General features: G+C 73.8%; 20 protein-coding genes and 1 tRNA gene. 6 read left to right on the plus strand and 15 right to left on the minus strand.

Features of this window, described 5'->3' with window-relative positions:
• Positions 1-30 precede the first annotated feature (30 nt).
• A complete protein-coding gene (locus tag ACGFMM_RS14675) occupies positions 31-258 on the minus strand; it encodes a twin-arginine translocase TatA/TatE family subunit (RefSeq protein ID WP_393646528.1) in 228 nt (75 codons plus the stop codon).
• Between the two features lie 84 nt (positions 259-342).
• Entirely contained in the window at positions 343-639 is a 297-nt protein-coding gene (locus ACGFMM_RS14680; protein ID WP_393646530.1) for an antibiotic biosynthesis monooxygenase, read from the minus strand.
• Positions 640-739: 100 nt separating this feature from the next.
• Here ACGFMM_RS14680 and ACGFMM_RS14685 point away from each other — a divergent pair, with 100 nt between their 5' ends.
• Positions 740-1,366 carry a DUF998 domain-containing protein gene (locus ACGFMM_RS14685; protein ID WP_393646532.1) on the plus strand — a complete coding sequence of 209 codons (627 nt, stop codon included), beginning with the start codon at positions 740-742 and terminating at the stop codon, positions 1,364-1,366.
• 55 nt (positions 1,367-1,421) lie between these two features.
• Here the strand turns inward: ACGFMM_RS14685 and ACGFMM_RS14690 are convergent, their stop codons facing one another.
• The 3 genes from ACGFMM_RS14690 to ACGFMM_RS14700 all read right to left on the minus strand — a co-directional run bounded on the left by ACGFMM_RS14690 (position 1,422) and on the right by ACGFMM_RS14700 (position 4,327).
• On the minus strand, positions 1,422-2,777 hold the full coding sequence (locus ACGFMM_RS14690) for a radical SAM protein (RefSeq protein ID WP_393646533.1): 1,356 nt from the start codon (positions 2,775-2,777) through the stop codon (positions 1,422-1,424).
• A 22-nt stretch (positions 2,778-2,799) separates the two neighbouring features.
• Positions 2,800-3,285, minus strand: coding sequence for a VOC family protein (locus ACGFMM_RS14695; protein ID WP_393646535.1), 486 nt, complete (start codon positions 3,283-3,285; stop codon positions 2,800-2,802).
• A gap of 145 nt (positions 3,286-3,430) precedes the next feature.
• Entirely contained in the window at positions 3,431-4,327 is an 897-nt protein-coding gene (locus tag ACGFMM_RS14700) for an alpha/beta hydrolase (protein WP_393646536.1), read from the minus strand.
• Positions 4,328-4,435: 108 nt separating this feature from the next.
• Here ACGFMM_RS14700 and ACGFMM_RS14705 point away from each other — a divergent pair, with 108 nt between their 5' ends.
• Entirely contained in the window at positions 4,436-5,470 is a 1,035-nt protein-coding gene (locus ACGFMM_RS14705; RefSeq protein WP_393646538.1) for a PucR family transcriptional regulator, read from the plus strand.
• Between the two features lie 7 nt (positions 5,471-5,477).
• Here the strand turns inward: ACGFMM_RS14705 and ACGFMM_RS14710 are convergent, their stop codons facing one another.
• Positions 5,478-6,200 (minus strand): hypothetical protein, encoded by a 723-nt coding sequence (locus tag ACGFMM_RS14710; RefSeq protein ID WP_393646540.1) that lies wholly within the window; start codon positions 6,198-6,200, stop codon positions 5,478-5,480.
• 114 nt (positions 6,201-6,314) lie between these two features.
• Between ACGFMM_RS14710 and ACGFMM_RS14715 the strand changes: the two genes are divergently transcribed.
• The 3 genes from ACGFMM_RS14715 (at position 6,315) to ACGFMM_RS14725 (ending at position 10,443) form a co-directional block, all read left to right on the plus strand.
• Positions 6,315-6,881 (plus strand): PadR family transcriptional regulator, encoded by a 567-nt coding sequence (locus ACGFMM_RS14715; protein ID WP_393646542.1) that lies wholly within the window; start codon positions 6,315-6,317, stop codon positions 6,879-6,881.
• A 54-nt stretch (positions 6,882-6,935) separates the two neighbouring features.
• Positions 6,936-8,660 (plus strand): acyl-CoA dehydrogenase family protein, encoded by a 1,725-nt coding sequence (locus ACGFMM_RS14720; protein WP_393646543.1) that lies wholly within the window; start codon positions 6,936-6,938, stop codon positions 8,658-8,660.
• Between the two features lie 79 nt (positions 8,661-8,739).
• Positions 8,740-10,443: a serine/threonine-protein kinase gene (locus ACGFMM_RS14725; protein WP_393646545.1), complete on the plus strand. Its 1,704-nt coding sequence runs from the start codon at positions 8,740-8,742 to the stop codon at positions 10,441-10,443.
• Positions 10,444-10,497: 54 nt separating this feature from the next.
• On the opposite strand, the gene ACGFMM_RS14730 is transcribed toward ACGFMM_RS14725, so the two are convergent.
• Positions 10,498-10,719, minus strand: a complete 222-nt coding sequence (locus ACGFMM_RS14730) for a ferredoxin (RefSeq protein WP_393646547.1) — start codon at positions 10,717-10,719, stop codon at positions 10,498-10,500.
• A gap of 14 nt (positions 10,720-10,733) precedes the next feature.
• Positions 10,734-11,933, minus strand: a complete 1,200-nt coding sequence (locus ACGFMM_RS14735) for a cytochrome P450 (protein WP_393646549.1) — start codon at positions 11,931-11,933, stop codon at positions 10,734-10,736.
• Positions 11,934-12,095: 162 nt separating this feature from the next.
• Between ACGFMM_RS14735 and ACGFMM_RS14740 the strand changes: the two genes are divergently transcribed.
• Complete coding sequence (locus ACGFMM_RS14740; RefSeq protein WP_393646550.1) at positions 12,096-13,430, plus strand: TerD family protein; 1,335 nt, start codon at positions 12,096-12,098, stop codon at positions 13,428-13,430.
• Positions 13,431-13,452: 22 nt separating this feature from the next.
• Here ACGFMM_RS14740 and ACGFMM_RS14745 read toward each other — a convergent pair.
• The 7 genes from ACGFMM_RS14745 to ACGFMM_RS14775 all read right to left on the minus strand — a co-directional run bounded on the left by ACGFMM_RS14745 (position 13,453) and on the right by ACGFMM_RS14775 (position 19,927).
• Positions 13,453-13,525 (minus strand) — tRNA-Ala (locus ACGFMM_RS14745).
• A gap of 56 nt (positions 13,526-13,581) precedes the next feature.
• On the minus strand, positions 13,582-14,469 hold the full coding sequence (locus ACGFMM_RS14750) for an arginase family protein (RefSeq protein WP_393646551.1): 888 nt from the start codon (positions 14,467-14,469) through the stop codon (positions 13,582-13,584).
• A 14-nt stretch (positions 14,470-14,483) separates the two neighbouring features.
• Entirely contained in the window at positions 14,484-14,825 is a 342-nt protein-coding gene (locus ACGFMM_RS14755; protein ID WP_393646553.1) for a VOC family protein, read from the minus strand.
• A 9-nt stretch (positions 14,826-14,834) separates the two neighbouring features.
• On the minus strand, positions 14,835-16,085 hold the full coding sequence (locus ACGFMM_RS14760; RefSeq protein ID WP_393646554.1) for an amidohydrolase: 1,251 nt from the start codon (positions 16,083-16,085) through the stop codon (positions 14,835-14,837).
• A gap of 115 nt (positions 16,086-16,200) precedes the next feature.
• Positions 16,201-18,162 carry a TOMM precursor leader peptide-binding protein gene (locus ACGFMM_RS14765; RefSeq protein ID WP_393646555.1) on the minus strand — a complete coding sequence of 654 codons (1,962 nt, stop codon included), beginning with the start codon at positions 18,160-18,162 and terminating at the stop codon, positions 16,201-16,203.
• Positions 18,159-18,914, minus strand: coding sequence for an ABC transporter permease (locus tag ACGFMM_RS14770; RefSeq protein WP_393646557.1), 756 nt, complete (start codon positions 18,912-18,914; stop codon positions 18,159-18,161). Before ACGFMM_RS14770 ends, ACGFMM_RS14765 begins: the two co-directional genes overlap by 4 nt.
• Complete coding sequence (locus tag ACGFMM_RS14775) at positions 18,911-19,927, minus strand: ATP-binding cassette domain-containing protein (protein ID WP_393646559.1); 1,017 nt, start codon at positions 19,925-19,927, stop codon at positions 18,911-18,913. Before ACGFMM_RS14775 ends, ACGFMM_RS14770 begins: the two co-directional genes overlap by 4 nt.
• Positions 19,928-19,966: the final 39 nt, after the last annotated feature.

Here is a 19,966-nt window from a genome sequence, read left to right on the forward strand (position 1 = left end):
TCTCACTCCTGCCCGGCTTCCGGGCCGCGATCAGGACGCGGCGGAGGAGCCCTCGGCCACGTCCTTCAGCGGCCGGGTCTCCTTCACCACGTACGTCGCCTGCTGCGGTGCCTCGCCGTCGGCCTTCATCGCCTTCGCCTCGCTCTTGAGGACACGGGCCGCCTTGCCGGCGTTGCGGGCCAGTTCGGGCAGCTTCTTCGCGCCGAGCAGAAGGACGACCACGATCGCGAGGATCGCCAGCTCACTGATACCGAACACCGTTCTCCGCTTTCCTCGTACACGTTCCCCCCGAAACCTACCGACCCGGTCCGCGTCACCGGTCGACGGGGTGGGCCGCCCGGGTCAGTCCAGCGGGGCGGACGTGAAGTGGCGCAGCCGCAGCGGTGCGAGGAGGTACTCCTCCTCGCCGGGCAGGACGACCGGCTCGTCGCGCCAGTTCTCGCCCGCGTATGCGACCAGGTCCTCCTCGCCGCGCCAGCGGCTCACGTACAGCAGGGAGTGCGGCGGCGCGACCAGCACCTCGTGGTCGAGCAGCCCCGGGTTGTTCGCGGGGAAGTCGCGCACCGCGTCCACGATCAGCGCGTGGAACGCCTCGAAGCGCTCCGGACGGACGACGGCCTCGCTCACTCGGACGATCATGAGGGGCAGGCTGTCACACCGGACCGCCCCCTGAGAACCCCCGGACGCCACGCCTCGCCGCGTGAGCGCGCGACGACTTGGGCGGCTTTATCGTGTTTCGATGCACTCTGTTCCACGATGGGCCCTGATCTCGTCGGGGTGCGCCCCCGTCCTCCTGATCAGCGGCTGGATGATCGCGGGGCATCTCGAGGGCACCGCGTACGACCCCGTGCGGCAGACGATCAGTGTCCTGGCGGCGTACGGAGCGGCCGGGTTCTGGGTGATGACCGGCGCGCTCTTCGGGCTGGGCGTCTGCCACCTGTTCACCGCCTACGGCCTGCGCACGGCCGAGCGCGCCGGACGGCTCGCCCTCGCCGGCGGAGGAGTGGCGGCGCTGGTGGTGTCCTTCGTCCCCGCGCCCAGCAGCGGAGGCTCGCTGCGGCACGGCTCGGTCGCCGCGGTCGGCTTCGTCCTGCTGGCCGTGTGGCCCGTCCTGGCGGCCGTACGCGGCCGGACCGCGGCCGCGCCCTGGGGGCTGAGGCCCACCCCGGCCCTCGGCGCGACCGCCGTGATGGGCCTCTCCGCGGGCTGGTTCCTGTACGAGATGACCACCGACGGCGCCGCCGGCGTCGCGGAACGCGTCGTGACCTGCATGCAGGCCGTCTGGCCGCTGGTGGTCGTCGCCTCCTGTCTGCGCGCCCGCGAGGTGTCGGCCCGGCAGCCGGACGAGGCCGACAGCAGGCCCTGAGCCCCGGTCCGTCCGGCCCCGGCCCCTCTCGCCCCGCCCCGTCCGCCCGCGTCCGTCAGGACTCCGGCTGCTCCAGCCCCTCCAGGCTGTCCATGAACGAGCTGACCGAGAACACCGCCCGCCCCGGACCGGCCGGACCGTACCCCGGCGGGGAGCTCAGCCCGAACTCCTCCAGCGTCGCCCGGTACGTCTCCAGGAGCCGGATGTGGTACTCCAGCGGCGCGCCCAGAGGGTTGGCCTTGCCCAGCGGGGTGGTCGGCTCCGGGCACCAGGTGGTGAACCGGGGCACCACGCCGTGCGACATGAAGAACCGCAGGCCCTCCTGCGTCGACGCGATCGCCTCGTCGACCTTCGTGAAGCCGAACGGCTCCGCCATCTCGATGCCGGCCACGAAGTTCGGGATCACGTTGCGCGGCCCGAACACCTCCGTGGAGTCCAGGATCCGGCGGTGCCACTCGTCGCGGCCGACGTACCGCTCCTTGCCGGGGCAGTGCAGCTCGAACAGCCGCCGGTCCCACACCTCGAAGTTGGGGTGGTAGATCCGGACGCCGTAGTCGTGGAACCGCTGCACGGCGTCACGCGGCAGCGCCTGCGCGACGACCTTGCCGGTCCAGCGCCCGGGGAAGCGCTCCTCGATGGCCTTGGCGTAGTGGCCGTAGAAGTCCGCCTCGTCGCGGCCGGCGACCTTCGAGGTGATCGAGCCGCCGGTGAGCGTGTACGCGCGGGAGGTGCCGGCCGTGTCGTACCGGTCGATGATCTCCAGCGCCTCCAGCACCTCCTCGACCGGCTTCACACCGGTGTACGGCCGTCCCGCGGCCTTGTGCTGGCGCCAGTTGTGGTTGATGTCGCAGAACTGGCACTCCTCCTTGGCCCCGAAGTACTGGCAGACCCGGAACACCGTCAGATAGATGAGGTAGCCCCACTGGATGGTGGGCGCGACCTCCATCACCGACTTCCCGTTGGAGAGCTTGTGCCGGTAGTACTCCGGCATCGGCGGCAGGCCGACGTCGGAGATCCGCCGGCCGTCCAGGTACAGGCCGAGGGAACCGTCCTCGCCGCCGCGCACCACGTACGGGGAGTCGGGGTTGACCCGCACCGACACCACCGTGCGACGCAGCTCGTAGGGGCCGCCGGTGAGCACGATCTCCTCCGGAGGGCGGTTCAGCGCGGCGGCGCCCAGCTCCGGCAGGGTGCGGTGGTCGAAGGAGAAGATGAAGTACGACTTCGGCTTCACGTCCCCGGAGCCGCCGTCCGCGGTGCCGCTGAGCGCGGACTCGTCGAAGGCCATGCCGCCGCGCAGCAGGTCCTCCTTGATCACCGCCTCCCGCGGCACGTGCGGGAACCGCCCCATCAGCTCCTCGACCAGCGCGGTACGACTCGGGCTGTCCTTGTGCGTGGGCGTCGCATTCATACGGGACAACCTATCTGCCCGCTCAGCTGCTTTTCGCGTCGGGGTCCATGCCCTCCATGGCCTTCGCGGCCCGCTTCTCCATCTCCTCCGCGGAGACGTCCTCGATGTGCGAGGCCACGCTCCAGCGGTGGCCGAACGGGTCCTCGAACTGGCCGGCCCGGTCGCCGTAGAACTCGTCCTTGACCGCCGACAGCTCCTTGGCGCCCTGGGCCAGGGCCTTGGCGAACACCGCGTCGACGTCCTCGACGTACACGTGCAGCGTCATCGGCGTGCCGCCGATCGCCTTCGGGGAGCGGAAGTTCATGTCGGGGTACTCGTCGGCCAGCATGACGATCGAGTTCCCCAGCTGGATCTCGGCGTGGCCGATCTTCCCGCCGGGCGCCGGCATCCGGGACCGCTCCTCGGCGCCGAGCACGGACACGTAGAAGTCGATCGCGGCGGCGGCGCCGTCGACGCACAGGTACGGGGTGATGCGCGGATACTCCGCGGGAACGGGCTGGACTGCCATGGGGCGCCCCTCTCGGGTCGGGCTCGGACGCTCGCCTCGTCGAGGCGGCTGCGGCCATGGATAACCGCAAGCCGCCATAGCCGCGCCGCCCTTCGGGGCGGTTGCCCCGAATGGCGGCGGTCCGGCGCCCTTCCCGTCCCCCGGGTCAGTCCGCGAGCGCCCGGCGCAGCGCCGCGCACAGCTCGGCGTTCTGCCGCTGCGAGACGTCCGCCGACAGCAGCGCCTGCGAGCCGTGGAAGGTGCCCGGCCACTGGTGCAGCTCCACCGTGACCCCGGCCTCCATCAGGCGCAGCGCGTACGCGATGTCCTCGTCACGGTTCGGGCAGTACTCCGCGGTCGAGACGTACGCGGGCGGCAGCCCGGACAGGTCGGCCGCCCGCGCCGGCGCCGTGTACGGGGTGGCCGGCCGCGAGCCGAGGACGTGCCGCCACGCCAGGGCGGCCTTCCTGCTGTCGAACCAGGGGGTGTCGGTGAAGTTCCGCGCCGACCAGGTCTCCTGACGGTCGTCCAGGCCCGGCTGGTTCAGCAGCTGGAACCGGATCGCCGGCCCCTTCTCGTCACGCGCCCGCAGCGCCACGCCGGCCGCGATGCCGCCGCCGGCGCTGTGCCCGCCGACGGCGATGCGCTCCGGGTCGAGGCCCAGCTCCGCCGCGTGCCCGGCGGCCCAGGCCAGCACCGCGTACGCGTCGTCCTGGGCGGCGGGGAACGGGTGCTCGGGGGCGAGCCGGTAGCCCACCGAGATCACCGTCGCCCCGGAGCCCTCGGCGATCCGGGCCGCCCAGGGGTGCTCGGTGTCCAGGGTGCCGAAGACGCCTCCGCCGCCGTGCATCCACACGATCGCGCCGTGGGCGTCGCGCGGGCGGTAGATGCGCACCGGGACGTCCGGGTCGGCCGGCACCGTGCGGTCCTCGACGTCCAGGTGTGCGGTGTCCGGCGGGGGCGCGGCGGCGGCGCGGTCGGCGAAGGCCCGGCGGGAGGCGGCCGGATCGCGCATGTCCATCTCGGGCAGGAACGGGATGAAGGCTTCGAGTTCGGGATCCATGCGAGCCATCGTGCCCGCCGGACCCCGGCCGGATCAGCCGCCGGACGTCGCGCATCCGGCGCCCATGACGCACCGAACGGCGCGCCGCCCCCGCTCTATCCTTCAGGCATGGAGGCACTGGCCGTACGCCTGTCGGGACTCGATCCGTATGTGGACGGCGCGTTCCGCATCGTCGCGTTCTACGACACCCTGATGCGCCGGCGGGTGGACCTCCCGGCGCTCGCCCGCTCCTCGGCGGGCCTCGCCGAATGCGTGGCCGGGATCCGGCTGCACGGAACGGGACGGGCGATCCGCATCGCGCCCGAGGGCACGCCGGCCGCCGGACCGGCCGGGCCCGCGTCGACGACGACGCCGGTCACCCTCGACGACGAGGAGATCGGCACGGTCTGGCTGGAGCGCCCCGGACCGCCGGGCCCCCTCGACGAGGTGCTCCTCGACCGGCTCGCCCTCGCCGCCGCCGCGGCCGTCGAACGGTACGGCCCGGCCCGTACGACCATGGCCGACCCGGCCCTCGTCGAACTCGTCGTCAGCGCCGGCAGCGACGAGGCGGCGCGGGCCCGCGCGCTGCGGCTGCTCGGCTTCGCCGCGGACCGGCCGGTGCACGTCGTCGCCGTGCGGTCGGAGCTGCCGCTGGACCGGATCGGCGGCCTGATCTGCGCGTCCCGCCCGGTCAAGGCGGCGCCGCTGGCCGACGTCGGCGTCATCCTGGCCGCCGCCGTGGACGCCGGACGCTTCCCCGCCGGGGTACGCGCCGGCATCGGCGACGACGGCGCACCCCACCGCGCCTGGCGGCAGGCCCGCGCCGCGCTCCGCTTCACCGGCCCCCGCGAACCCGTCGTCCGCTACGCCGACCTGGGCGCCCTCGCCCTGCTCGACGAGATCCCCGAGGCCGCCTGCCGCGACAACGCCGACGTGGCCGCGGTCGCCCGCATCGCCGCGCACGGCGACGACCTGGAGACCCTGGAGGCGTACTGCGTCACCGGCTCGCTGCGCCGCGCCGCCGACCTGCTCCACCTGCACCACAGCAGCGTGGCCCGGCGCATCGACGCCCTGGGCAGGGCCCTGGGCGTCGACCTGACCGAGCCCGCCGGCCTGACCAGGGCCAGGCTGGCCCTGAGTATCTGGCGCCTGCTCGACGCCTGAGCCGGGATCAGGCCGAGGCCTCCCAGGCGGCCCACAGCCCGTCCAGCCAGGCCGGCGGCAGCTCGGCCGCGTCCCACTCCTCCCGCAGCGGCTCCGGCACGGAGCCGAGCCGCTCCAGGACGGCGATGCAGGTGGGGGAGTGGAGGAGCGAGTACCGGCCGTGGATCGCGATCGGGCTCCCGGGCCCGTACTCGGCGAACAGCCGCTCGAGCCGGACGCGACGATCGGCCGCGTACTCGGTGAGCAGGCCCGCGTACCCGGCGCGCTCCCGGGCGGTCATCGTGGCGAGCACGGCGACCAGCACCTGCTCGGAGACCTCGGGGTCGAGCGCGGACTCGGCGGTGAACGTCAGGTGCAGCGGCGTGACCGCGACCTTCGCCCGCTCCACCTCCATCCGCCCGACGGGCGTCCGCCCTTCGGCGGCCTTGTCCGCCCGCACGGCCTGCAGCAGGGTCCGCTCCGACAGCGCGCCGAGTTCGACGGCCACGGCCCGCACCCCGTCGTGCCACCCCGACTCGTACAGCTCCCCCTTCTCCCGCGGCGCCTGCTTCTTGACCTCCCGCGCCTCCCGGTGCGCGACGGCCAGCGCCCCGGCCTCGACGATCCCGATCAACTCCTCCGCGTCCCCCGAGTAGACCCCCGCCCGTCCCAGAAGCTGCACGAGCGTGGTCTTCGCATTGAGAACGCTGACCGCGTCCAACTGCTGCCGGCCGGCATCGGCGGAGTTCATGGACCCTCCTCGTCGCAAGGTTGCCGCCCCGAGCCTACGTTCCTCCCGCTCGAGAACAGGGAGAGGCCGCGACCAGACTTGCTATGCAACGAGTTGCATAGCAAGATCTGGGGCATGGCGCTCGAACACGCGATCCTCGTGTCGCTCCTTGAGAAGCCGGGTTCCGGCTACGAGCTGGCCCGGCGGTTCGAACGGTCCATCGGCTACTTCTGGACCGCCACCCACCAGCAGATCTACCGCGTGCTCAAGCGGATGGAGAACGACGGCTGGATCGACGTGCGGGAAGTGCCGCAGCACGGCCGGCCGGACAAGAAGGAGTACTCCGTCGCCGACCTCGGGCGGGCCGCGCTCACCAGCTGGCTGCACGACCCGATCGAGCCCGAGACCGTGCGCCACGACCTCGCCGTGAAGATCCGCGGCGCCGCCTTCGACGATCCGGCCGCCCTGATCCGCGAGGTCGAGCGGCACCGCCGGACGCACGCCGAACGGCTCGACCACTATCTCGCCGGTGAGACACGGGACTTCGGCAGCCGCCCCGACGACGGCTCCTACGGGCCCGCCGACTCCGAGCGGGAACTGCAGCACGTCGTGCTGCGGGGCGGCATCGCGTACGAACGCATGATGATCGCCTGGCTCGACGACGTGCTCGCCACCCTCCACCGGTTCCGCGCCGAAAGCTGACCCCGAACCTCCCGATCCGTCACCGAAATCCGTCACCGAAAGGCGGCACCAGCCATGGCCGACGCGCTCCTGTTCAACCCGAAGACGTACGACCCCGCGCACTTCGACCCGGAGACCCGCCGGCTGCTGCGGGCCACCGTCGACTGGTTCGAGGAGCGGGGCCGGCGGCAGCTGATCGAGGACTACCGCACCCGCGCCTGGCTCGGCGACTTCCTGGCCTTCGCCGCCAAGGAGGGGCTGTTCGCGACCTTCCTCACCCCCGCGTCCGACGCCGGCCGGGACGGCGCCGACAAGCGCTGGGACACCGCCCGCATCGCCGCGCTCAACGAGATCCTCGGCTTCTACGGCCTGGACTACTGGTACGCCTGGCAGGTCACCATCCTCGGCCTCGGCCCGGTCTGGCAGAGCGGGAACGCCGCCGCGCGCGCCCGCGCCGCCGAACTCCTCGCCCAGGGCGAGGTGTTCGCCTTCGGCCTGTCCGAGAAGACGCACGGCGCCGACATCTACTCCACCGACATGCTCCTGGAGCCCGACGGCCGGGGCGGCTTCCGCGCCACCGGCTCCAAGTACTACATCGGCAACGGCAACGCCGCCGGACTCGTCTCCGTCTTCGGCCGCCGCACCGACGTCGAGGGCCCCGACGCCTACGTCTTCTTCGCCGCCGACAGCCGGCACCCGGACTACCACCTGGTGAAGAACGTCGTCGACTCGTCCAAGTTCGTCAGCGAGTTCCGGCTCGAGAACTACCCCGTCGCCGCCGAGGACGTGCTGCACACGGGCCGCGCCGCCTTCGACGCCGCCCTCAACACCGTCAACGTCGGCAAGTTCAACCTCTGCACCGCCTCCATCGGCATCTGCGAGCACGCGATGTACGAGGCCGTCACCCACGCCCAGAACCGCATCCTGTACGGCCGCCCCGTCACCGCCTTCCCGCACGTGCGCCGCGAGCTCACCGACGCGTACGTCCGGCTCGTCGGCATGAAGCTGTTCAGCGACCGCGCCGTCGACTACTTCCGCACCGCGGGACCCGACGACCGCCGCTACCTCCTCTTCAACCCGATGACGAAGATGAAGGTGACCACCGAGGGCGAGAAGGTCATCGACCTCATGTGGGACGTCATCGCCGCCAAGGGCTTCGAGAAGGACAACTACTTCGCCCAGGCCGCCGTCGAGATCCGCGGACTGCCCAAGCTGGAGGGCACGGTCCACGTCAACCTCGCGCTGATCCTCAAGTTCATGCGCAACCACCTGCTCGAACCGGTCGAGTACCCCGCCGTCCCGACCCGCCTCGACGCGGCCGACGACGACTTCCTCTTCCGCCAGGGCCCCGCCCGCGGCCTCGGCTCGGTGCGCTTCCACGACTGGCGGCCCGCCTTCGACGCCTACGCGCACCTGCCCAACGTCGCCCGCCTGCGCGAACAGGCCGACGCGCTCTGCGAGTTCGTCGCCACCGTCGCCCCCGACGAGGAGCAGAGCCGGGACCTCGACCTGCTGCTCGCCGTCGGCCAGCTGTTCGCGCTGGTCGTCCACGCCCAGCTCGTCCTGGAACAGGCCGCTCTGACCGGTCTCGACGCGGACGTGCTCGACGAGCTGTTCGCCGTCCTCGTCCGCGACTACTCCGCGCACGCCGTCGAACTCCACGGCAAGGACTCCGCGACCGAGGCGCAGCAGGAATGGGCGCTCGGCGCGGTCCGCCGCCCGGTCGTCGACACGGAGCGCTCGGGGCGGGTCTGGCAGCGCGTCGAGGCGCTGTCCGGCGCGTACGACATGGCGCCGTAACCGCGCCGCGGCACCCTTCGCCGGGTGACAGGCCGGGCCCCCTCCGGTCTGTCACCCGCACCGCCTACGATGACCGCCCATGAGCACGAATGACGACCGAAGACCCCTGGTCGACGGACGCTTCCGACTGATCTCCCGACTCGGCAGCGGCGGCATGGGCACCGTCTGGCGCGCCCGCGACATCGCCCTCGACCGCGACGTCGCCCTCAAGGAGGTCCGCCCGCCCGACCCGGCCGTCGAGGAGGCGACCCCCGGCTTCGCCGAGCAGCTGCGCGAACGCGCCGTCCGCGAGGCCCGCGCCCTGGCCCGGCTGTCGAACCCGCACGTCGTGACGATCCACCACATCGTCGACCCGCTGGACGGCTCGCACCCGTGGATCGTGATGGAGCTCGTCGAGGGCCGCTCGGTCCACGACCGGCTCGCCGAGGGCCCGATGTCCGTCCCCGAGGCGCTCGCCCTGGGCCGCCAGGTCCTCTCCGCGCTGCGGGCCGCGCACGCCGCCGGCATCCAGCACCGCGACGTCAAACCGGCCAACGTCCTGCTCCGCCGCGAAGGCGGGGCCGTGCTCACCGACTTCGGCATCGCCGCGTTCGACGGAGCCACCTCCCGGCTCACCTCCACAGGCGACCTGATCGGCTCGCCCGAGTTCATCGCCCCCGAGCGGGTCCGAGGCGAGGAGGGCAACCCGGCCTCCGACCTGTGGTCGCTCGGCATGCTCCTGTACGTGGCGACCGAGGGCCACCACCCGCTGCGCCGCGCCACCGGCCTCGCGACCGTGGTCGCGGTGCTCGACGACCCGATCCCCGCGCCGGTGCGGTCCGGCGCGCTGGGTCCCGTACTGACCCGGCTGCTCGTCCGCGACCCGGCGCAGCGGCCGGACGGAGCGCTCCTGGACCGGCTGCTGGCCCACGCGGAGACCGGCGGCGCCGGCGACGCGCTCGCGGCCGTGCCGGCGGCACAGGCCCCTGCCGCTCCCGGCCCCGGTCCCGCGGCCCCCGGCCCGTACGCGCCGACGCCGTACCCGCACCCCGCCTACGGTCCGCCCGTCGCGCCGGGCGGGCCGGGCGGCCCGGGCGCGGGCTTCGGTCCGCCGACCCTGCCCACCACCGCTGCCGCCGGCCCGCGCAAGCGCGCCGCCGGGGTCGCCGTCGGCCTCGTCCTCGCGGTCGCCGCGGTCGTCGGCGTGGTGAACCTGCTGCCGGACGGCGGCGAAGGCGGCGGCGGGAAGACCGGGGCGAAGGGCGGTGCCTCGCCGACGAGTTCGGCCCGCACCCCGGGCCGCGACTCCGGCGTCGGCACGACACCGTCCTCCGCCCCCGAGGTCCGCGGCAGCCTCCTCACCACCGCCAACGTCCGCGCCGTCGTCGAGGCGTTCCGTCAGGCCGGCGGGAGCACGACGATGAAGGACCTGACGATCTACGAGGAGTACGCCCTCGCGAACATCCCGACCCGGCCGGGCGCGAAGACCTACGACGCGTACCAGTACCGGGACGGCGTGGCCAGGAAGACCGGCCCCGGCGGCACCATCAGCGCCGACGACGCCGACGAGCAGCCCTTCGACGTGTCCACGATGCCCTGGGACAGCCTTCCCGCGCTGATGAAGCGCGCCGAACGCGACCTCAAGGTCGACAAGCCGACGATGCGCTACGTCGTCGTCGACCGCTGGACGTTCAACGACGACCGCCCGACGCTGCGCTTCTACCTCATCAACGAATACCGGGCCAGCGGCTATCTCGCCGCCGACGTCTCGGGCAAGGTCGTCTCGACCCTCCCCGCGTCCTGACGCCCCGCGTGCCGCGCGCGCCCGCCCCGGATCCGGCCGGGGCGGGCACGGGCGTCAGCCGCCGGACCCGCGGACGGTGTCCCGGACGGTGACCGCCCCCACCGGGCAGGCGCGGGCGGCCTCGCGCAGCATCGCCCCGCCGGCCTCCTCCCGGCCCGGCCGTACCGTCCCGAAGCCGTCGTCGTCCTGGCTGAACACGTCCGGCGCGGTCAGGGCGCACTGGCCGGCGCCGATGCATACCGTGCGGTCGACGGAGTTGCCGACGGGCAGAGACATGCGGGTGGTTCCTCTCACCAGGTGACGGGGAGTTCGAGCAGGCCCTGGATCGTGTCGCCCGGCTTGAACGGCACCTCGTCCGCAGGCACGGCGAGGCGCAGCCCCGGCAGCCGGCGCAGCAGCGAGCCGAGCGCGATCTCCAGCTCCGCCCGGGCCAGGTTCTGCCCCAGGCACTGGTGGATGCCGTATCCGAAAGCCACGTGGTGGCGCGCGGAGCGGCCCCAGTCGAGCGCGTCGGGCTCGCTGAACGCGGCGGAGTCCCGGTTGATCACGGACGTCGAGAACACCACTCCCTCGCCCGCGCGGATCACCGCCCCCGGCACCCCTTCGACGGGGATGTCCTCACGGGCGACGCGCAGCATCCCGTCCGCGATCGACAGGAACCGCAGCAACTCCTCGACGGCGACCGGGACGAGCGCCGGGTCCGCCCGCAGTTGGGCCAGCCGCTCCGGGTGGCTCAGCAGCGTGTACGTGCCCAGGGAGATCATGTTCGCCGTGGTCTCGTGCCCGGCGACCAGCAGGATCGTGGCGAGGTCCACCAGCTCCTGGCGGCCGGGACCGCCCTCCTCCCAGGCCCGCGTCACCAGATCGTCGAGAACGCCCTCACCGGGCTTGTCGCGCTTGCGGTCGATCAGTTCGCCGAGGTAGCCCTCCAGCCGCTCCAGGGCCTCCTCGGCGTCCGCCGCCGTCGGGCCGCGCAGCAGCCGCCGGGACTGCTCCTCGAAGAAGTCGTGGTCCTCGTACGGCACGCCGAGCAGTTCGCAGATCACGATGGACGGCACCGGCAGCGCGAACCCGCCGACCAGTTCGGCCGGCGGCCCCTGGGCCTCCAGGGCGTCGAGGAGCCGGTCCACGATCTCCTGGATGCGCGGCCGCAGCCGCTCCGCCCGCTTGAGCGTGAAGCTCGGGATCAGCAGCCTGCGCTGGGCGTTGTGCTCCGGGTCGTCCATGCCGAGCAGCGCCGTCCGGCGCCGCCGGGCCAGGCCCACGGCGCGCTCGCTCGGGATCGGGAAGTCGGCCCGGGTGGTGTCGGTGGAGAGCCGCTGGTCCGCGAGGAGCGCGCGGGCGGCCGTGTGCCCGGTCACCAGCCAGACCTGACGTCCGTCCCAGAGCGTCGCCCGGGACAGCGGGCGCTCGTCGTCGGTCTGCGGGTAGCCGGTCGGGGGGTGGTAGGGGCAGCTGCGGTCTTGGGGGAACGCCACGGCTTTCGACATCTCTCCACTACATGCCCCGGGCACCTATGTGGTCTACATGCAGTTCGGCCAAATCACCGGTACGTGGGCACTTGCCCGGAGTGCGGCCCGGCTGCAAGATCGTTCCGTGATCGACAGGGGTGGGGACTTCTCGGAAGGGGTCGGTGCAGCACTGTGGGGGCGATGATCAAGGGAGCCAACGGCTTCGTGCCGACCGTGCCGTTGCGGATCGCCGTGACCGGCGGCGTGGACGCGATGGCGCTGCTGCTCACGGAGAGCGGAGTGGTGCGGGGCGACGCGGACGTGGTGTTCCACGGCGCGCCGGCGCATCCGACGGGCACGGTGCGCCTGTCGGATGCGCAGGCCGGCACGGCGTGGCTGGAGGTGGCGCTGCAGGCCGTGGAGGAGCAGATCGCCCGCGTCCTGATCGTCGGCTCGACGGAGGGCGGACGGGCGATGCGGGACGTGGCCGGCCTGGCCGTGGAGGCGTTCGCGCCCGACGGCACGCCGGTCGTCCGGTACGACGTGACCGACGCCGCGGGGGAGACGGCGATGGTCCTGGCGGAGCTGTACCGGCGCGCGGGCGGCTGGAAGTTCCGCGCGGTGGGCCAGGGTTACGAGAACGGCATCGAGGGCCTGGCCACGGACCACGGGGTGGCGGTCGCCGGCGCGGGCCCCGCGCCAGCCGCGCCGGCGGAGGCGTACGCCCTGCAACCGCCCGCACCGCAGCACACGCTGCCGCACCAGCCCGTACCGCAGCAGCCGCTGCCTCCAGCCCCGCCGCCGATGCCGCAGCCGGCCGTCCCGCAGTACGCCGTGCCCCAACCGCCCGCACCGCAGCACACGCTGCCGCAGTACGCCGTGCCCCAGCAGCCCGTGCCGTTGCCCGTCCCGCCCGTCCCGGTGGACCCGTGGACGTACGGCGCGGTCTTCCAGCCGTACACGCTGAGCGGCCGGGACAACGACGTGATCACGGTGGACGGGCTCCCGCCGGGCCCGGTCGTGGTCGAACTCGACGTGCGCGGCGACGGATACACCGGCCTGACCGTCCTGAACTGGCGCAACAAGGAGAAGGAGAACCTCGTCAACAGCACCGAGGAGAACTTCTACGGCCGGGTGCTCGCCACCGTCCCGAAGAACGGCACCCTGCGCCTGCGACTGGAGGCGGAGGGCCCGTGGCGGGCGGCGGTGCTGCCGCTCGCGGCGTGCCGGCTCCTGACGGAGGAACAGGCGGACCTCCGCGGCCCCGACGTGCTGCTGCACACGGCAGGCGTCGCGGATCTCGTCATCCGGTACCGCGGCGACGACAACCTCATCGTCAACACCTTCGAACTCGCCGGCCACGACGACCCCACGGCCCTGCCCGAGGACGAGAACGTGGTCAACGAGATCGGCAAGCGCCGCGAGGTCGTCCCGCTCCCCGAGGGCCCGCTGCTGGTCCAGTTCGAGATGGCCGACGGCCCTTGGCAGGCCGGCCTGACCCGCGTCCACCCCCGCACCGGCCAGACGGAGGGGTAGTTCGGCGGAGTGGGCGAGGGGCGGGGGCCGGCCGGATTCGAACCGGCGTCCTCCCTCATGCCATGAAGGCGCGACTGCCCCTGCGCTACGGCCCCGTCCCGACCGTCATCCTACGAGGGCCGGGACGGCGGGCGGTGCGGCGGCCGAGGGCTCAGCCCCTCCGTGCCGACAGACCCCTGTGCAGGCACGCGGCGAGGCGGGCGGCGATCGTGCCGTCCGGGTCCAGGCGGGGGTTGAAGATCGTGACGTCCAGACCCACGGCCCGTTCGTCCGCCAGAGCCGTCCGCAGCACGGTCTCCAGCTCCTGCCAGGTCAGTCCGCCGGGCAGGCGGTAGTCGACGGCCGGCATCACGGCGTCGTCCAGGACGTCGGCGTCGAGGTGGACCCAGTACCCGGCCGCGTCGCCGGAGGTGAGCCGGCCGACCGCCTCCCGCGCCGCCGCCGCGGCCCCGGCGGCCCGTACCTCGGCGAGGTCCATCGCCCGCAGCCGCGGCGGCAGCGGCTGCATGCCGGCCGCCGCCGACTCGGCGGCGTCGCGGAAGCCGAGGGCCACCACGTCCTCGTCGCGCAGCAGCGGGCCGCGGCCCTCCAGGTCGGTGAGCGCCGACGGGCCGCGGCCGGTGGCCAGGGCGAGCTCCATCGAGGCCGCCTCGCCCGTCGGCTCCGCCGACGGCTGGTAGAAGTCGGTGTGGCCGTCGAGGAACAGCAGCCCGTGGCGGCCGCGGCGGCGCAGGGCCAGCAGGTTCCCCAGCAGGATGCTGCAGTCGCCGCCGAGCACCACGGGGAACCGCCCGCGGTCCAGCACCGCGCCGACCGCGTCCGCCAGCTCGGCCGCGTACCGCGCGATGCCGTCCGGATTGAGCACTCCCGTCGCCGCGTCCCGCCGCGGGTCGTAGGCCGGCGGCTCGACCCGGCCCGCCCACTGTGCGCCCAGCCTCTCCCGCAGGCCGGCGCCGAGCAGTGCGGCGGGCAGGTCCTGGACGCCGGACGGCCGCAGCCCCAGCACCGACGGCGCCTCGATGATCACCGGCTCCCGCATGGACGCACCCTGCCTCAGGCCACCACGCCGCCGAAACCGAACTCGTTGCCGTCCGGGTCGCGGTACACGAACTTGTTCACGCCCTCGGGGTACGTCTCGCGGCGCGACGGCTCCATGCCCCGCTCCGCGATCTGCCCGACCCGCGCCACGACGTCGTCGACGAAGGCGGTGTGCATCGCGTGGCCCGCGTGCTCGGGCAGCAGCTCGATGTACACGTAGCGGTGCTCCGCCAGCTCCCACACCGCCTCCCGCTCGTTCGGCTGGAACGCGGGCGGCGAGCCCAGCAGCCGCTCGTACCAGGCCTGCGAGGCCGCGTAGTCGGTGACCGGGATGCCTGCGAAGAAGTCCAGGGCCATGTCCGCATCCTAGGAGAAGCGGTCGAGCGCCGCCGCCGTGAGCGCCGCGATCGCCGGCCGCAGGGCGGTGCGCACGTCGGGGGCGAAGGACGGGGAATGGTTCGCCGGCGGGGGCGCGTCCGGCGTGGCGCGGCTCCACTCCTCCGGGCCGGTCACGCCCAGCATCCAGTAGACGAGCGGGACCCGGCGCTCGCCGTGGAGCCGCGCGCCCGCGTCCCCGTACAGCGGGAAGTCCTCCGTGGCCAACGAGCCCGGCCAGGGCAGCACCCGCCCCGGGCCGAGGAGCCGGGCATGGGCGCCGCGGACCGAATCCGTCGCCTCCGGGTCGCCGGCCAGTGCCGCGGACCGCGACACGACGGTCACCTCGGGGTCCTTCGGCGCGCCCGAGGCCGCGCACTCGGCGTACACGACACGCCGTACGGCGGCGAGCGCCCGGTCCAGCGACGCCTCGCCCGACGCGCGGACCCCGACGCCGAGTTCGGCGCGGTCAGGGATGACGTTCGCGGCCGTCCCGGCGCGCAGCGTCCCCACGGTCACCGTCACCTGGTCGGCCGGCGCGGTCTCGCGGGCGACGACGCTCTGGAGCCGGGTCACGATCGCCGCCGCCGCGACGACCGGGTCCACCGCCAGGTGCGGCGTGGCGGCGTGGCCGCCGACCCCGTGCACCGTCACGTCGAGCACCGCGCCAGCCCCCGTCATCGGGGCGGCCCCCGTGCTGTGCGCGACGGTTCCGGACGGCAGCGGCGCGGCGTGCTGGGCGAGCACCGCGTCCGGCCGGCCGAACCGCTCGTACAGTCCGTCGCGCAGCATCGCCTCCGCCCCGCTCAGGGTCTCCTCCGCCGGCTGCCCCACCACGACCAGCGTGCCGCGCCACCGGTCGGACAGGCGGGCCAGCAGCTCCGCCGCGCCGGTCGCCGCCGCCAGGTGCAGATCGTGCCCGCAGGCGTGCATGACGCCGTCGGCGCGGCTGGCGTACGCGAGCCCCGTCCGCTCGCGCACCGGCAGCGCGTCCAGCTCCGCCCGCAGCCACACCCGGGGCCCGTCCCCGTTGCGCAGGACCCCGACGACTCCGTGGCCGCCCACCCCGCGCGTCACCGCGCCGCCCGCCTCCGTCAGCCGCGCGGCGAACCGGTCCGCCGTACGGGCCTCCTGCCCGGACAGCTCGGGATGCGCGTGCAGGTCCAGATAGTGGCCGAGCGCCGGCCGCAGGACGTGTCCGGCGAGGACGAGGAGTTCGTGGGGCTGCGCGGGCGCGTTCATCGGCCGGTGCTCCGTGGGCGGGCGGGGCCCGCGCGCGTACGGCGCGGGCCCGGCGGACGGTCGGGGGAAGAGGCGGCGGTCGAAGGGGCCGTCGGGGGCAGGGGCAAGGGGGCCGTCAGGGAAAGGGGTGCGGGGCCAGGCGGAGTTCCGCGTCGGTCAGGTCCCGGTCCCGGTGCCCGCCCCGGCGCAGCGCGGTGCGCAGCCGGGGCATCAGCAGGGCCCGCTGCCGGTTCCAGCCGAAGTCGATCGGCAGCAGCCCCGGCACCACCGTGGCCACCGTGCGCAGCCCCATCCGCTCCTGCTCCGGCGACGTCTGGTCGACGACGATCACGTCGTGGCCCGCCGCGACCAGCTCGTCGCGGACCACGGCGACGTCGTCGCGCAGATCGCCGGTGCGCGGCCGGCCGCCGTGCTCCCAGTCGCGGTACACCTCGGCGAACGGACGGGCCTGCGACGGCTCCAGATAGCCGTCCGCGTACCCGGCCATGCGCGGCAGCCCGTACAGCTGCGGGTGGTCCTTGAGATGGCGCACCAGCGCGAAGTCGTCGGCCATGGCTTCCAGTTCGGTGCGCCGCTCGGCCGTCTGCCGGGACAGGTGCGGGATGTAGCTCAGCACCTCGGACAGCGCCCCCTCGACGGCGGACCGCGGATCGAGCGAGGCGGCCGCCGCGAACGACAGCGTGCCCGGACCCCCGTCCCGGCGCACCCCGACCACCGTCACGGCCGGGATCGCCAGGTCGATCCGGTTGTCGAAGGCGTGCACGTCGTAGCCCTGCAGGGCGGCCCGCTCCACCATGGCGGCGACCGTCCGGCCGCCGACCGTCGCGAGGTCGATGCGGGGCAGCCGGGCCGCGCCGTACCAGCCGTTCAGGAACGAGTCCCGCTCGACCAGTTCCAGCAGTCCGCCCAGCACCGCCTCCTCAAGGCAGCCGCCGATGGCGCAGCCGTTGGAGCACTCGAAGACGAAGTCGTCGTCGGCGAGCGGGATGCTGTAGTAGACGAGCCGCGACGGCACCAGGACCGGCCGCTCGTCCCGCAGCGACCAGCCCCACTCCCACGGAATCGGCCGTGCCGGGTCGAAGGGCCGGACCGACGGGTCGTCCCGGTACGTCTCGGGCGCGTACAGACCGCACTCCGACGGGTCCACGGCCTGCGCCCGCAGCTCCTCGTACGAGCCGACGACCGGCGCCTGCCCGCCGCGCCGGCGGGTGCCGGCGTGCCGCTCCAGGCCCTCGAGGAACGCGAGCCGGCGGCTGGTGGCGAACGAGTTCTCCTGTCCGCTCCATGTCACGTCGTGCAGCCCCGCGTACCCCCGGATGAACACGCTGCCGGCCACCGGCGCGGTCGTGGAGGAGGTGAGGTCCGTCCAGGTGCCGGCCCCCAGCGCCCCGCAGACCGGATTGGCGAGGGCTTCGACGGGCAGCGGGTACGAGAACGCCGAGCACAGCCGGTATGTGTCCGGGTCCGGCTTGGGCCGGGACTCGGGCGCGAGCGGCCGGACCTCGTCCGCGGTGAGGGTGCGCGCGGGCGGGCCGCAGTCCGGGCACTGCGGGTCGGCCAGCAGCGGGTACGTGCGGACCGTCAGGTCCGCCAGGTCGAGCCGGGTCACCTGCGACAGCGCCCGGTCCGCCGGGTGCCCGGCCGGCGGTACGGGGCGGGGCCCGTACAGGAGGGCCTCGCACAGCGCGGTCACCGTGTCGTGGACGTGAGCGGTGAGCAGCGGCCAGGCCCCGGCCGGGCGCGGCCCGTCCGGTCCGCCGGTCTCCAGCGCGTCGCGCTCGCTGCGGCTGCGCAGTCGCTGCCGGCGCAGGGCGAGGCAGCGGCCGCAGGCCGGCGCGCCGCCGTCGCCGCCCCAGGGACCGAGCAGTACCGCCGAGGCGGTGAGGTGGACCAGCGCCGTCGGCCGCTCGGCCGCCCACGGGTCCGCCGTCCGGGTGTCGCCGCCCCGCGCGCCGACCCCGCCGACCGGCACCACGCGCGGGGCGCCGGCGCCGAACCGGCCGTCCAGGACGGCCTGGAGGGCGTCGACGGCCCCCGCCATGGGACGGGGCAGCGGCGGCCGGGTCGCGGTCGTCATGACTTCTTCGTCCAGCGGAAGGTGCGCGCCGCGAGCGCACCGAACACCACGGCGAACACGACGAGCCCGAGGCAGCCCACGCCGATGTCGGAGACATCGCCGCGGCCCGTCAGGGAGCCGGACACCGCGTCGTTCAGGTAGCGCAGCGGCAGCACCAGCGAGACGCGCTGCAGCCATTCCGGCATGGAGTCCAGCGGGAAGAACGAACCGGACAGGAACGCCATCGGCAGCATGATGAAGTTGGCGATGCCGGCGACCGACTCCGGAGTGTCGGCGATGCTTCCGATGACGACGCCGAGCAGCAGGAAGCTCGTGATCCCGAGGACCAGCACGGGGATCAGCAGCGGCCACCGGGACGCGGGCACAAGGTCGAAGCCGGGCAGCATCGCCACCCCGACGAACAGCACCGACTGCACCAGCCCCACGCCGAGGGCGAGGACATAGCGGGAGCCGATCACGGCGGACAGCGGGGCCGGCGACATGCGGATCATCCGCAGGATGTCGTCCGCCCGCCACTGCATCAGCGTGAACCCGATGCCGAAGACGGCGGCGTTGGCGACACCCCAGGACAGCACGCCGGCGGCGGTGTAGGAGAGATACGAGTAGCCGCTCTCCTCGACCTGCTGTCCGCGGAAGATCAGCCCGAACACGACGAGGAAGATCAGCGGGAAGGCGAAGGTGAAGAAGACGGTCGTCAGGTCACGGACCTGGGCCCGGAAGCCCGCCGCGGTCAGGGCGGAGTACGCGCTCATGCCTGCTGCTCCTGGTTCTCCGGGGCGACGGTGGTGCCGGTGGTGCCGGTGGTGCCGGCCGTGTCAGGGGCGCCGGCGGTGTCGGGCTTCTTCCGGGCGGTGAGTTCGAGATAGACGTCCTCGAGGCTGGGGGTGCGGGTCTGCACGCCGTCCAGGCCCGTCAGGGCGTCGAGGGCGGCGAGCACCCGGCCGGTGGCCCGGGTCTCCAGGACGAGGTGCCCGCCCTGCACGGCGACGCCGTCCACGCCCGGCAGCTCCCGCGCCTGCTGCTCGTCGATCCGGCCCAGCGGCACCAGGAGCCGGCTGCCGGCGCCGAAGGTGTGGATCAGGTGTTGCGGCTCGTCGGTGACCACCAGCCGGCCGTCCACGAGGATGCCGACGCGGTCGCAGAGCGCCTCCGCCTCGTCCAGGTGGTGCGTGGTGTACACGATGGTGCGGCCCTCGGCCTTCAGGCCCCGCAGCACGTCCCACAGGTCGCGGCGGCCCTCCGGGTCGAGCGCGGCGGTCGGCTCGTCGAGGAAGATCAGCTCGGGTCCGTGGACCAGCGCGGACGCGATGGCGAGCCGCTGCCGCTGCCCGCCGGACAGGTTGTCGACCCGGACGCCGCGCTGTCCGCCGAGGCCGACGGCGTCGAGGGTGGCGTCGACGGCCGCGCCGTCCGCGCCGAACAGGGCGGCGACGGTGCGCAGATGCTCGTGGACGGTCAGCCGCACGAAGAACGCCGAGGTCTGGGTCTGCACGCCCATCCGCGGCAGCAGGTCGGTGTTGCGCGGCCAGGGCGACGCGCCGAACACGCTCACCGTGCCGGAGTCGGCCTTGCGCAGCCCTTCCATGATCTCCACCAGGGTGGACTTGCCGGCCCCGTTGGGGCCGAGCAGCCCGAAGAACTCGCCGCGCCGGATGGACAGCGAGACCCCGTCGACGGCCCTGCGGTCGCCGTACGTCTTGGTCACGTCGGCGACCGCGACCGCCGGCCGGTCTCCGGAGCCGGTGGTGGGGGAGGTGGAGCTCATACGGGTACCTCATTCATGAGTTGCGGTCTCTCGTGTCGA

This window comes from Streptomyces sp. NPDC048604 (genome assembly GCF_043199435.1).
GTDB lineage: Bacteria > Actinomycetota > Actinomycetes > Streptomycetales > Streptomycetaceae > Streptomyces.